This is a genomic window from Rheinheimera sp. 1928-s, assembly GCF_029269265.1.
Taxonomy (GTDB): Bacteria; Pseudomonadota; Gammaproteobacteria; order Enterobacterales; family Alteromonadaceae; genus Pararheinheimera.
The window spans coordinates 293,583-307,642 of sequence record NZ_JARIXP010000003.1 but is presented as its reverse complement, the minus strand read 5'-3'; the positions used below and the strand labels follow the sequence as shown (position 1 = coordinate 307,642).

Below are 14,060 nucleotides of genomic sequence, written 5' to 3'. Positions count from 1 at the left end.
ACTCTTCCCTATTTTCCTATAGTCGTTGTAACACGCTGGCTTTGCTCTGGCCCTAAGTAACTGGGTTTCAGGCCGCCTGTATCAATGATGAGTTTTTGCAGCACTAAAGCTGGGTCTACCAGGTAAATTCGTAGTTTGTGTTCGCCAGGCTTATTCACTTTGATAGCAGTTTTGATCACCCGCACCCCATCCAACACTGCGTTATCCCACACAGTCGGGCTTTTATTTGCCAAGCTGTCTACAAGTTCAGGTTCAGCATTATTTAGCGACACAGCAAAGCGCAAACCACGGCCAGGCACCAGATCCAAAGTAGGGGCTATCACGCTATGTAAAGTGAATTCGCCAGTGGAATGGAAATACAGCGGGTATTCCAGATAAGGAGCTTTACGAATATCTTTGGTTTGATAATCCAGTTCAGTCATAGCGGCCATTGAGGCAACACCACGGCCATGGCCTGGGATCAGTTGCCACCAGCTTCGTGTGGTATTGCCCTGTACTTTTGCACTGGTGGCGTCCAGTGCTATATAACCGTCCGCTTCAACAAAACCTGAAGTCGGCTTTGTTTCAGGTTTCATGGCCGACACTTTAATTTTTGCGCCGCCCCAGCCAGTGCCCTGCACATGCACTTCACCGACATTCAAACCAGTTTTGACTTTGCTCCAATCGATCTTGACCTGAATAGTCTGTGCAACTTCAATCTGGCCTTTAGTCTGGCTTAGCTTAATCCAGTCGGCTGATGCTTTGGCACTAAATTCAAAAGGCAGGCTGCCTTTGTTAAAAACTTCAATGCTGCGCTCTGTTTGGCCGTGAGGGTAAAAAGGGTCCAGCTCTAACGGCTGACCTTTGTATTCGCTGATAGGCCATGAAAAAGCCGAACCTTCAGGTGCTACGCCCATATCTGCCACTGGCATAGGTTCTGCGACTGAAACCACTGGCATTAAGTTCGCAGGAGGGTTTCGCCAGTAAGTAAAACCAATATGAGGCTGCGACATCATATGGTTCCAGCGGCCATTGCCGAGGTTGTGATAAATAGTGGTCAGCTCGGCATCCTGTTTAAACCAATAACGCACCTGTTCAGCCCAATAAGTGGTCGTCACCCGGCCTTGTTCGCCATGCAGTTTATTCATCGCCACAGCGCGGTTTAATTCATACACCGCCTGACTGGCTTTGAGTGGATGCGATACCAACTGGATATAAGCATCCCTTTGTTCAGTCGGCAATTGACGGTACAGCTCGTCGGATTTTTTCACTAAAGCGGCAAGTTCGCTGCTGACCCTTTCTGCTTCCTGATAATGCAAAATGCTGTAGGTATGAGGTTCCACAGCTTCGGGTTTACGGCGGCCGTTATGTGTGGTGTAGCCCTGGATCAGTTCAGCTACGGTCGCAGCATGTTGTTCACTGAATTGTTGCGTGGCCCAACTGACGGCAAATTGCTCTAAATTATCGGCTTTAAAAGCAGGTGGGTTCCAGGCCATACGCAGGAAAAAGTCGATCGGAAATTCCATCGGCTTTAAATCACCCACATTGACTATCCAGATACGATCAGCCTGAAACTGCCAGGCTAAATTCATTTGCTCCCAGATTTTTGCCATAGGCACTGTATTGATCCAACGATAGGAGCGGGGGCTGCCGACATAATCAAAGTGATAATACACACCAGCGCCACCGGCACGGCCGCGTTCTTCCGCTGTAGGCAGACGGCGGATATTGCCGTAGTTATCATCAGCCCAAAGCAAAGTGACATCGTCCGGCACTCTCATACCGCGTTCGTAAAAGCCTTGCACTTCTTTGTACAAAGCCCAGACTTGTGGCACTTCAGTCACAGGCTTGTCTTTGAAGGTTTCTGTCAGGATCTGGCGCTGATCCGCCACAATTTGTTCCAGCAGACCGATGTTTTCGCCTTCGCTCATCGGCTCATCTTCCTGGCCACGCATGCCGAGGGTATAGATGCTCTCCAGGTTTTTATGCCGTTCTGCGCCTTCTTGCCAGAACTTATAGATATTGTCGCGGTTGCTGGAGTACTCCCATGGTCCTTTGCCGTATCTGTTCCACTCTTTGTCAGCGCGCATCATAGGTTCGTGGTGGCTGTTGCTCATCACTATGCCCATTTCATCAGCCAGAATAGCGTTTTGCGGATCGTCATCGGCAAAGGCGTTATTCCACATGGCAGGCCAAAGGAAATTCGACTTGAGCCGCAGCAACAGCTCAAACACATGCTGATAAAACTGGCTGTTGTAGCCGCCAAATTTTTCGCTGGTCCAATTGGTTAAGGCTGGGTGTTCGTCATTTAAAAAGATGCCACGGTATTTTACTTTGGGCGCATCCGTCAGGTGGGTGCCTGCTTTGATATACAGCTCTGCCTGCTTTTTCACCGGCACATCGGCCCACCAACTCCAGGGCGATACCCCTATGGTTTCGGCCAGATCATAAACGCCAAAAATAGCACCGCGTTTATCGCTACCAGCAATCACCAAAGCCTGTTCTACGCCCGGCAGAGGTTGTTCAATCACCTGAATAAGATATGCTTCCCAGCGGCCTTGGATGCTACTTACATCCAACTTTCCTGCTGCAATCAGTTGATCTAAAAGCTGATTGTTACCCAGACTGCCGATAATCAGCAATTGTTTGGCATCTGTTTTTGAGCTGATGCTTAAGCTTTTGCCGCTGACTTTTTGAATATCCTGTTGCAAGCTTTGTACGGCACGCTTTAAGCCTTTATGGTCTTTATCATCCAGCTGAATGTGGGCCACAGAACTTTTGCCAACCAAAGCAAAGTCGGCTTTGGTTGGCTGTTGTGCCAGATAATCTCCGGGTAAAGCCTGAACGATAAAGCTGCTGAGAAATAAGCTGAACAAGAAGAGTTGTTTCATGGCGCTACCTCTTTGTCCTGTCGTGCATGCACACCCAAGGTGGTGCCGACAAAACCACCTGCAACTTGAGTGCTTAGTATTTTGGCATCCTGAACTTCGCCCAATTGCTGCCAGTCGCCATTTTTATCTGCGTAATAAAAACTGATTTCTGCGGCATTGCCCTGAATTTTTAATCGCAGCTCTGTGGTATTGGCCGCTAAGTGTTGGCTGGTTATCAGTGTTGGTTTGCCGCCTTTAGCTTGTTCAAGAAATACTGTGGGCTTACCGCCTTCAGTTTTTATGCCCAGATAGTAATGATATTGCTCGTTCTGAAACGCCACCAAACCAGCTGAAATATTGCCTTTTGGCACCACCAGGCTGGTGCTGGTTTCAAAACTGGTATGTTGCTGGCGACGACCCATAAAAGCAGGTTGCGATAAAGAATCCATGCCCACAGTTTTGGCTTTAAGTTGCAGGTTCTGTCCATCTAAAGTTATCCAGCTTTGATCAAACTCACGTAGCAGGTTCCAGTCGAGCTTTAAGCTTTGACCATCAAATTCGTCACGCCATTTGAAATTGCCGGTTTGTGTCAGACCCCCGGTGCTGCTGATTAAGCCTGTTGGGGCTGGAAGCTGGTAAGGAATTTCTTGTCCTTTAGGCAGAATAGTTGGCCATTCGTCTTTCCAACTGACCGGCAGTAAAAAGGTTTCACGTCCCGTATTGTAAAAACGTTGGTCGTAAGCCCGGGTAGCGAGAAACACGGCCCACCACTGGCCATCAGGTAACTGCACAAAATCAGCATGACCAGCTGTGGTAATAGGGTTGGCTCTGTCGGCTGGCAAGTCACGTTGCGTCAGAATAGGGTTGCTGTCGTCAGGTACAAAAGGCTCATTCAGGTTGCGGGTTCTGAATACCACGGCCGAATGCTGATCGGCTGTGCCGCCCTCAGCACAGACCAGATAATACCAGCCGTTATGTTTGTAAATATGCGGGGCTTCTATCCAAATCGGCTGAGTACTTAAATCAACACCCCCATTGACCAGCAGTTTTTTGGAGTCCGGCAGCACGGCTTTTTTCACCGGATCGTACTGCCACATCCAAATCGCCCTGTGGCCTTCATACAAAGCTTCGCCCGGCGCTTCACCGTTATGGCTGATATAGACCTTGCCATCATCATCAAAAAAGATATCCGGGTCTATGCCTTCTACTTCCGGCAACCAGATCGGATCAGACCATGGCCCGGCCGGGTCTGTGGCGGTCAGAATAAAGTTACCGCCTTTATCCACTACCGTGGTGATCAGGTAAAAAGTACCATCGTGATACCGAATAGTAGGGGCAAAAATGCCACGGGACACCTGCATACCCGCCATATCCACTTGTGAGGCTCGGCTTAAGGCATGGCCTATCAGTTGCCAGTTCACCAAGTCGGTGCTGTGTAAAATCGGCAAGCCCGGTGTATAGGAAAAAGACGACATCACCATGTAATAGTCATCACCACGGCGGGTAATGCTGGGATCAGGAAAAAAGCCTGCCACTACAGGGTTTTGGTAGGATCCTTTAGCTAAAGGTTCAGCAAAAACTGCGTCCTGGCCCTGATAATCAAACCAATGAAAAGTGGCTGCTGTATCCGCTTCATTAGTTGGTTTTTCAGGTTGGCATCCGCTTAGCAACAGGCTGAAACCCAGCATCACACAAGCATAGGTAGTTTTCATTTTTATCCATTCCTTTGACAATTGGAGTCAGGGTTGAACAGAAAAATACCATGATCATCAATGGCTTCGGATTTATGAAAATACGTCAGCTTTGTGCGTTTTTTAGGAGGGGAGGATTTAAAAACGAGACGGGCGCGGATAAACCGCGCCCGTACAATTTACTGCACTGGTTCAGTTATTCACCGCCAGATGACTCATCAGTTCTCCGCGGGTTTCACGGTATTCTTTTGGCGTTTGGCAGAAATGGCGTTTAAATACCGCATACATATATTGCAATGAAGGGTAGCCGCAAATATTGGCAATTTCTATCGGGTTTACCTGAGTATCCACCAGCATTTTGCAGGCTTTCACCAGTTTCTGATTATGCAATTCGGTATGAATGGAATGACCGCGCTCCGCTCTGAAACGTTGCTCCAGATTGGATCTGGATATGCCGACAAAATCTGTGACTTGTTCTACTTTGGCACCACGGGTGGCGTTGCGGCGGATATAGTGCATGGCCTGAATCACATAAGGGTCACGCAGGGCTTTAAAATCGGTAGACTGGCGTGATGCCACACCGACAGGCGGTACCAGAATACGTTTATGGCCTACTTCAATATTGTTCAATTGAGTGTGCAGCAGCTTGGCGGCTTTGTAGCCCATTTCAAAGCAACCTTGAGTCACTGAGCTTAAACTGATGCGGTTCAGAAAGCGGGCTATGTCGTCGTCATCTATGCCAATGATGGAAACGTTGTCTGGCACCACTATGCCAAGATGCTCACAGGCTTGTAGCAGGTGGCGGGCGCGGGAGTCGGTGACGGCAATAATGCCAATAGGTTTGGGTAAGCTTTCCAGCCAGTCTGTTAAACGGTTCATGGCGTATTGCCAGGTTTCAGGTCTGGTGCAATGGCCCTGATAAATCTGACAGTCGTAGCCATCCTGAGCCGTTAATTTTTTCACCGCGTTTTCGCGCTCACTGGCCCAGCGGTGATGTTCATCTGTTGGCACACTATAAAACGCAAAACGGTCTAAGCCTTTGCGTTTCAGATGCTCATAAGCTGCATGCACCAGAGCATAGTTGTCGGTAGCGACATAAGGCACTGCAGGATAATCTGCTGCTTTGCTATAAGAGCCACCTACTCCAACTATAGGTTTGGTTGAACCTGCCAGAGCACGTTGAATATTCATATCGTCGAAGTCGGCAATAATACCGTCGCCACCCCATTCATGAATATGTTCGAGACGACAGAGGAAATCTTCCTCCAGATACACGTCCCAGTCGACTTTAGATGATTGCAGGTAATGACCTATGCCTTCGATCACTTGCCTGTCGAATACCTTATTGGCATTAAACAAAAGTGTAATGCTGTGTTTAGCTTTAAACATTTATCTTGTCCCCGTCCTGTCGTTATACCCTTCGTCCTTGAAGCCACAGCGTTGTTGACTGCGCTGTTCACTCTGGTCACATAGCACAACTATGCTCCTGGAGTCTCGTGCGCCTGTCGCCTGCTGCAATTCCAATTACTTTGGGTATTTGTAGTTATCTTTTTTATTTTTTCTAATTAAGCGGGTTAAATATTAGCCAGTCAGGCTTTTTTGGCAAACTATAAAACAGAATTCAGCAGTTAATTATGAATTTTCGTAATTGCTGGCAAGCATTCCCTCGCCAAGTATTAGCTCACCAAAAGTCAGAACAGATTGCAGAATATGTACATAGGCATAGATTTAGGCACTTCGGGCATCAAGGTGATTTTGCTGGGCGAGAACGGCAAAGTCATAGACAGCGCTAGTGCCGAGCTGTTAGTCAGCAGGCCGCAGCCCTTATGGTCGGAGCAAAACCCAGAGCATTGGTGGCTTGGACTAGAGTCTTGTATGGACCAATTAAGTCAGCGTCAGTCCTTATCTTCGGTCAAAGCTATAGGCTTGGCGGGTCAGATGCATGGCGCTACGTTGCTGGACGATCAGAACCAGATCATTCGCCCTGCTATTTTATGGAACGATGGCCGCTCTTTTGAGCAATGCCAGCAATTGGAAGTGAAAGTGGCGGATTTGCCACAGATCACAGGCAATCTGGCGATGCCGGGTTTTACTGCTCCTAAATTACTTTGGTTACGCCAACAAGAACCACAAGCTTTTGCTAAGGTAGCCAAAGTATTGCTGCCAAAAGATTATTTACGTTTTTGTTTAAGTGGCGACTTTGCTTCTGATATGTCGGATTCTGCCGGTACTTTATGGCTGGATGTGGCTAAACGTGACTGGAACGACGAACTGTTATGCGCTTGCGGTTTAAGCCGTGATCAGATGCCAAAACTCTATGAGGGCAATCAAATCACCGGCAGCTTATTACCAGAACTGGCAAAACGCTGGGGCTTAGCCGCTGTGCCTTTGATTGCAGGCGGTGGTGATAATGCAGCTGGTGCTGTGGGCGCTGGCATAGTGCGCTCGGGTCAGGCCATGTTATCCCTTGGTACTTCGGGGGTGTATTTTGCCGTTAGTGATGGCTTTCTGACGAACCCGAAATCCGCTGTACATAGCTTTTGTCATGCCTTGCCGAATACCTGGCATTTGATGTCTGTCACCTTAAGTGCTGCCAGTTGTTTGCAATGGTACGCCGAGCACTTAGTGAAAACCCCTGTTGCTACTTTGCTGGCCGATTTGGAACAAGGGCCAGGCGATCTTGAAGATATGCCGCTGTTTTTACCTTACCTGTCGGGTGAGCGCACGCCGCATAACAACCCCAATGCCAAAGGCGTCTGGTTTGGTCTGAACTACAACACAGACCAAAAAGCTCTGACGTATTCAGTGCTTGAAGGTGTCAGTTTTGCCTTGTTTCAGGGCGCAGAAGCGCTGCATGCCAGCGGCCTGATGCCCACCGAAATTAACCTTATAGGTGGTGGTGCCAGAAGCTCTTATTGGCGGCAGTTGTTGGCTGATGTAATGAACCAACCACTGACCTTCAGAGAAGGCGGTGAAGTAGGGCCAGCTTTAGGTGCTGCCCGTCTTGCCAGGTTAGCTATGGAACCCGACACAGCGCTGGACGTACTTTGTCCGCCGCCACCAGTGGTCAGCCAGCATAAACCGGATGCCAAACGTCACGCTGCTTTGGCGAAACGCTACAGCAAGTTTAAGGCTTTGTATAAGTCGTTGGCTGAGCATTTTTAGATAACAACTTAAAAGCACAAGGTTGCTCTGAAAAAACATAATTGTGAACCGGGCTTGCAATGCTCACCATTAGCAGCATTGGAATTGATGTAACACAGGAGAGCAAAATGGCTCAGTATTTCGATCAGATTAACAAAATTGCCTATGAAGGTGCCGACAGCACCAACCCTTTAGCTTTTAAACATTACAACGCCAATGAGAAGATCCTGGGCAAAACCATGGCAGAACATCTGCGTATGGCCGCTTGCTACTGGCACAACTTCTGCTGGAATGGTCAGGATGTATTTGGTCAGGGTACTTTTGGTCGCCCATGGTTAGAAGCTGGTGACGCTATGGCGCAAGCCAAAGCCAAAGCCGACGTCGCTTTTGAATTCTTCAGCAAGCTGAGCATTCCTTATTACTGCTTCCATGACATAGACGTGGCGCCTGAAGGCAACAGCATTAAAGAATACATCAACAACTTCGCTGCTATGGTGGATGTGCTTGAGCAAAAGCAAGCTGAAACCGGTGTGAAGCTGTTGTGGGGCACAGCCAATTTATTCAGTAACCCACGTTACGCTGCAGGTGCTGCCACCAACCCAAATCCGGAAATTTTCAGCTACGGCGCCACTCAGGTTTTCCATGCAATGAACGCCACTCAGCGTTTAGGTGGAGAAAACTACGTACTGTGGGGCGGTCGTGAAGGGTACGAAACTCTGCTGAATACCAACCTGCGTCAGGAACGTGAGCAACTGGGCCGCTTTATGCAAATGGTAGTTGAGCACAAGCATAAAATCGGTTTCAAAGGCACTTTACTGATCGAACCTAAGCCACAGGAACCAACCAAGCACCAGTACGATTACGACTCCGCTACTGTCTATGGTTTCCTGAAGCAATTTGGTCTGGAAAAAGAATTCGCCGTTAATATCGAAGCCAACCACGCGACTTTGGCTGGTCATTCCTTCCATCATGAAGTGGCTACTGCTATTTCTCTGGATATTTTTGGCAGCATTGACGCCAACCGTGGCGATGCGCAAAACGGCTGGGATACAGACCAATTCCCGAACAGCGTAGAAGAGCTGAGCCTGGTGATGTACGAAATTCTGAAAGCTGGTGGCTTCAAAACCGGTGGCTTTAACTTTGACGCCAAACTGCGCCGTCAGAGTATGGACCGCGCCGATCTGTTCCATGGTCATATTGGTGGTATGGATCATCTGGCTATGGCACTGAAACGTGCTGCAGTTCTGGTTGAAAAAGACTTCTTAGGTAAGGCAGTCGCAGAGCGTTATGCCGGCTGGAATGGCTCTTTAGGTAAAGCCATTCAGAGCAGCGAACATTCACTGCAAACTCTGGCTGCTATGGTTGAACGCGAACAGTTAAGCCCGAAAGCCGTCAGCGGCCGTCAGGAATTGCTGGAAAACCAGGTGAATTTAGTGTTGTTCAGATAGGCCTCCCGAACCCTGTCGTAGCCCGGCTTGCCGGGTATTTTATCCGGGCGCAGGAAAGATACTGCGCCCTATTTTCTTTCTTGTCACTGCTTGACCTCCTATCTGCTGAAATTCCGTTAAAAGCGTTTCGCCTTTGGCGAGATACTTTCTTTTGCTTCGCCAAAAGAAAGCTATCCAAAGAAAAGGCGACCCCAGGTCGCAGCGAAAGCCCGGCCCAAAATCGTGCGTCCAAGGCGGCTGGGTAACTCGCTCGTCGCTACCGCTCCTCACTCAAACACTCCCAGCCTTAAAACCTTGGCCACCCAATTTTGTCCGGCTCGCGCCCCAACGGGGATTTGGTGGCAGTAGTTGGAATTGATTTTTCTACGATCCACAATAAAGAGCAAAAACGTGTGGAGCGTTTGGGGTCAGGTCTAATGTGATGACCCCATTTTTTTGCTAAGTTCGTAATCACCAAAGAATGTTAGATTGTATAGAATTAAATTTCAGGGTAACGAGCATGTTTCAAATCAGAGAAGTAACAAAGTCGCTAAAAGCGTTTGGCTATAAAAAAATAAATGCTAAATACGGCGTCGCGGTTTTTGTTAAAGAAAGCGAAAAGGCTTTCTCTCAGGCAGTCTTGGTGCATTCACCGAACCCGAAATCTAAAATGCCAGAATTTGAAGTGGGCGTGATTCATGTCCCTCTTGCAAATTTGATTATTGATATTGAAGAAGCGCAATTTATAGGTCTGTATTTCATTAACTACGGCTGGTCTGTGACCAAGTGGTTGCAGAGAAATAATATCCCATATTCTGTTGAGAATTATGTAACGCAAAGTATTCACTTGAGTGAGCTTATTACCGAGCAATTTGATGCTGTCGTTAAGGAAGCTTTATCTGCAATAAAAGGTTTCAGGCAAAACAGATTTTTTGAACAGGACTTCAAACGGAAATATGGTTCATTTGAAGCTTATCATGGGCTCGCGCTAAGTATTATGAAAGAAGGATACTTAGATCCTGCAATTCAGCAAAAAGCATTTAATTCTGTAGCAGCAGATCCTGCAGAATATAAGCAGTTAGAGTTTAAATTGGGGTTGATTCAACGTTATCTTGAGCGAACCACAAGCAAAGGGGCAAATCTTTCCCTGTGCCCCTGAGTTTGTCAGCCAGTTAGCTTTTTGTTATTTTTTGGTCTTGTCAGCGCTCTGCGCAAGTTCTATCAATTGTGGCACCACTTCTTTTGGCTGGTTTTTCCGGTCAAATAATAAGGGGTAGTCTGTTCTGCCTTTCATTGGCCAATCGTTGCGCCAGGTTTGGTTGTCGTTCACGCCCCATAAAGTGACCCGTTGGACGATGTCGCTGTGGCGTAAAAACAGTTCAAATAACTGCAGGTACTTGTTTGAGAGCTGGTCGCTGACTGCCTTAGACAAGCCAGCGGCGTAAGGGTTAAATTCCTGCTTTAACTTCATATTTAATGAGATGTCAGCGCCTATGTTTTCTGGATCAGGAAATGGCAGCACTGAGATATCTAATTCGGTAATCATCACAGGTAGCCCTGTTTTGCCAAAAGCGACTATCGAGTCTTCCACTTGCTGCAGCTCCGGGTAATCCAGGCTGTAATGGCCTTGCTCACCAATGCCGTGTATAGGCACATTTTTCGCTTTTAAAGCGGCAACCAGTTTTAATACGCCGTCACGTTTTTCAGGTTTAAATAAATTGAAGTCGTTGTAATAAAGTTCCGCTTTAGGGTCGGCCTGATGCGCCAGTTCAAAGACTGTGGCTATATAGTCTTCGCCTAAGGCTTTATACCAGTTGGATTGGCGCAAAGTGCCGTCTTCGTTTAATGCTTCGTTCACCGCATCCCAGCCCTGAATACGGCCTTTGTAGCGGCCCATCACGGCGTTGATATGGTTTTTCAGTCTGGATAACACCAGCTCTTTTGAGGCGGGTTGGCCTTTGGCGTCCTGAAATACCCAGGCTGGCGTTTGTTCATGCCATAACAATACATGGCCTATCACTTTGATGTTATTGGCTTCGGCGAACTCAATCATGGCGTCGGCGGCGGCAAAGTTGAACTGACCTTCTACAGGTTCAATGGCTTCCCATTTCATCACGTTTTCGGCCGTTAAAACATTAAACTGCTGTTTTACCAGATCCAGAGTACCAGGCTCCTGATCCCGTATTTGGCGTTCACTTAATGCAGTTCCGATACTGAAATAAGGGCTGTAGGCTTGCTGTAGAGAGGTGCTTTGGTTTTCTGCCAGCACACTGCCCGCAAGAAGGGTGCTGAACAACATAAAACAAAGTGAGGTAGATCGCATTTGATGACTCCGATAAGTAAATTAAAAATCAATACAACTGCAGCTGTTAACCTGCTTTTTCTAACTGATAGCGGATCCGAGCCTTAAAAGGTTGGCCGGGGCTGGTAAAGTGAAATGGAAAACCTTTTTGATTCGGTGAGTCCGGGAAAAACTGCGGTTCGAGGCAAATGCCTTGTCGTGATTTGAATGGCCCGCTTAAGTGATCCCCTGTATACACCTGCAAGCCCGGATAGTCAGAACTTACTTTCAAGCGCAACAAACCGTCCGGACTGATTAATTCAGCTGCGGGCTGATGCAAATTGCCGTTCACGACAAAATTATGGTCCAATCGAATGCTATTCAGTGTTTTGGCGCAGCTGAAATCCATAGCGCTACCCTGCACTTTGGGCAGCTGTCCGGTAGGAATGCTCTGCGCATCTACTACAGCGTAATGAGCTGCATGCAGGCAAAGTTGGTGTTGGTTTATGCTTGCCTTGTCTGCGGACAAATTAAAGTATGGATGCAGCGTGGGGCCAACAAGAGTAGTGACATCACTGCTGGCCTCCAGCAAAACATCTAAAATGCTTTGGTCTGATAATTGATAAGTGATGCGAAAAGACACTGGGCCCGGGTAGCCCCCTTGACCATCCGCCATTTCGCAGCCAAGAACCAGTTTGGAAGTTTGTTGCTCCACTACATGCCAGTTCATTTGATGCAAACCTGAGGAGCCACCGTGCAACTGATTTTGACCTTCGTTTTGCTCCAACTGGTAAAGCCGCTGACCTATCATCAAGCGGCCTTTACTGATTCTATTGGCATAAGGCCCAACCAAAGAGCCCAGATAAAAACAGTCCTGGCCATAATCCTCGGGTTGTGGATAACACAGCAATAGTTCGCGGTTGCTATTGCCCAACGCGGTAGACCAGCGCTGCATAGCAGCACCTCTTTCAAGTATGCTCAACTGGTCGCCAGCTTTATTGGTCAAATGAAAGACATTCATAAACTCGCTCTCTTTTTTAACGCTGGGTTTAACCTTGCATATCTTCCAATTCCGTTCCCTTGGTCTCATGCACCATCCTGATCACAAAAACGATCGAGAGCGCGGCGCCTAGTGTGTAAAGACCATAAGTTCCGGCCAGACCAATACCTGCCAGCAGTAAAGGGAAGGTCATCGTAATCAGGAAGTTACAGCTCCACTGTGCTAAGCCGCTAACTGCAAGGCCTAAACCTCGAATTTGGTTCGGGAACATTTCGCCCAACATCACCCACATCACAGGGCCCCAGGACAAGTTGAAAAAGAACACATAAGCGTTGGCACTGATCAGCGCTACTTTGCCCCAGTCACCTAACAGCAAATTGCCGCTCTCATCCTGGCCCGCATTGGCAAAACAAAGCACCATCAAACCCAGAGTGACAGCCATGCCTATTGAGCCCCATTTCAACAGAGGTTTACGGCCCACTTTGTCGATAATCAGCAAGGTAATGACACAAGCAGCTATGCTTAAACCGCCGCTAATGACGTTAATCAACAAGGCATCGGATTCAGAAAAACCGACCGCTTGCCACAATACGGCACCGTAATAAAACACCACGTTAATGCCCACCAGTTGCTGAAAGCTGGCAAGGCCAATACCTACCCAAACAATTTTGCGTACTTTACCTGTTTGGTTACTTACTAAATCAGCTAGTCGGGGTTGATGGTCAGCTGTTAAGGATTGCTGAATTTCAGCGAGTTTACGTGTCGCGGCATCGCTGCCATACAAACGGGTCAGTACTGCCGCTGCAGCTTCGTTGCTGCCTTTTAGCACCAAAAAACGTGGGCTTTCAGGAATAAAAAACAGCATAATTAAAAAGAGTACGGCAGGGACAAGTTCGATCCAGAACATCCAGCGCCAGGCGGCGAAGTCCAGCCATAAGGCAGAAGTAGAAGCTCCGGCCACTTCGGCCAGCAGGTAATTGCTGACAAAAGCCATAAAAAGACCAAAGATAATAGCGATTTGCTGCAAAGTAGTGAGCATGCCTCTGTAACGGGCTGGTGCTACCTCACAAATATAAGCCGGGGTAATGACCGAGGCTGCGCCTACGGCCAATCCACCTAAAATACGGTAAATCACAAACTCGAAAGAACCTTCGGCAATACCAGAACCCCAGGCACTGACAATAAAAAACACAGCCGCAAGCAACAATATAGTTTTACGGCCGCTGATATCTGCCAATCGCCCGGCAAAAAATGCACCTACAGCACAGCCCAGCAGCATACTGGCGACATTAAAGCCTGTGCCCACACTCTCTGAGTTAAAGGCTTGTCGAAGGCCATCGACTGTGCCGTTGATCACCCCGCTGTCAAAACCAAATAAAAAGCCGCCTATGGTGGCGACTAAGCTGATAAACAAAATAAAGACCTTGTTGTCTTCTGAAACGGCTGGCTGGTTGCTGTGCTGCAAAATAATAACTCCTGTCGGTGAGCGCATAGACTTAGCGCATAGCCTGAGCATAAGTTCTGTTTGACTGAAATACAGCCAGCTTGTTAAAAATCATAATTCTTTCAGTACATTCCGTTAGTCCGCTTTGGCAACTGTCGATGTATGTTAAGGTCAGAAAAAACAGCAACACTGGCTTGCCCGCAGCTCTTGCAGCAGTGGCAACA

At 47.9% G+C, this 14,060-nt stretch carries 9 protein-coding genes; 3 read left to right on the top strand and 6 right to left on the bottom strand.

From position 1 onward, the window contains the following. Positions 1 to 8: 8 nt before the first annotated feature. The 3 genes from P3C17_RS09085 to P3C17_RS09075 all read right to left on the bottom strand — a co-directional run bounded on the left by P3C17_RS09085 (position 9) and on the right by P3C17_RS09075 (position 5,929). Entirely contained in the window at positions 9 to 2,870 is a 2,862-nt protein-coding gene (locus P3C17_RS09085) for a glycosyl hydrolase 115 family protein (RefSeq protein ID WP_300929134.1), read from the bottom strand. Beyond that, positions 2,867 to 4,561, bottom strand: coding sequence for a family 43 glycosylhydrolase (locus P3C17_RS09080; protein WP_300929133.1), 1,695 nt, complete (start codon positions 4,559 to 4,561; stop codon positions 2,867 to 2,869). The genes P3C17_RS09085 and P3C17_RS09080 overlap by 4 nt, the downstream gene beginning before the upstream one ends. Positions 4,562 to 4,732: 171 nt before the next feature. Beyond that, complete coding sequence (locus P3C17_RS09075) at positions 4,733 to 5,929, bottom strand: DNA-binding transcriptional regulator (protein WP_300929132.1); 1,197 nt, start codon at positions 5,927 to 5,929, stop codon at positions 4,733 to 4,735. Between the two features lie 321 nt (positions 5,930 to 6,250). Between P3C17_RS09075 and xylB the strand changes: the two genes are divergently transcribed. The 3 genes from xylB (at position 6,251) to P3C17_RS09060 (ending at position 10,270) form a co-directional block, all read left to right on the top strand. Continuing rightward, entirely contained in the window at positions 6,251 to 7,705 is a 1,455-nt protein-coding gene (gene xylB, locus P3C17_RS09070; protein WP_300929131.1) for a xylulokinase, read from the top strand. A gap of 107 nt (positions 7,706 to 7,812) precedes the next feature. Then, on the top strand, positions 7,813 to 9,132 hold the full coding sequence (xylA, locus tag P3C17_RS09065) for a xylose isomerase (protein ID WP_300929130.1): 1,320 nt from the start codon (positions 7,813 to 7,815) through the stop codon (positions 9,130 to 9,132). A 499-nt stretch (positions 9,133 to 9,631) separates the two neighbouring features. Next, positions 9,632 to 10,270: a hypothetical protein gene (locus P3C17_RS09060; protein ID WP_300929129.1), complete on the top strand. Its 639-nt coding sequence runs from the start codon at positions 9,632 to 9,634 to the stop codon at positions 10,268 to 10,270. Positions 10,271 to 10,294: 24 nt separating this feature from the next. On the opposite strand, the gene P3C17_RS09055 is transcribed toward P3C17_RS09060, so the two are convergent. From P3C17_RS09055 to P3C17_RS09045, 3 genes are read right to left on the bottom strand one after another with little or no spacing between them, the layout of a single operon-like run. Beyond that, positions 10,295 to 11,434 carry an endo-1,4-beta-xylanase gene (locus P3C17_RS09055; protein WP_300929128.1) on the bottom strand — a complete coding sequence of 380 codons (1,140 nt, stop codon included), beginning with the start codon at positions 11,432 to 11,434 and terminating at the stop codon, positions 10,295 to 10,297. Positions 11,435 to 11,480: 46 nt separating this feature from the next. Further along, a complete protein-coding gene (locus P3C17_RS09050; RefSeq protein WP_300929127.1) occupies positions 11,481 to 12,413 on the bottom strand; it encodes an aldose epimerase family protein in 933 nt (310 codons plus the stop codon). A gap of 28 nt (positions 12,414 to 12,441) precedes the next feature. After that, positions 12,442 to 13,857, bottom strand: a complete 1,416-nt coding sequence (locus P3C17_RS09045) for a sugar porter family MFS transporter (protein ID WP_300929126.1) — start codon at positions 13,855 to 13,857, stop codon at positions 12,442 to 12,444. Positions 13,858 to 14,060: the final 203 nt, after the last annotated feature.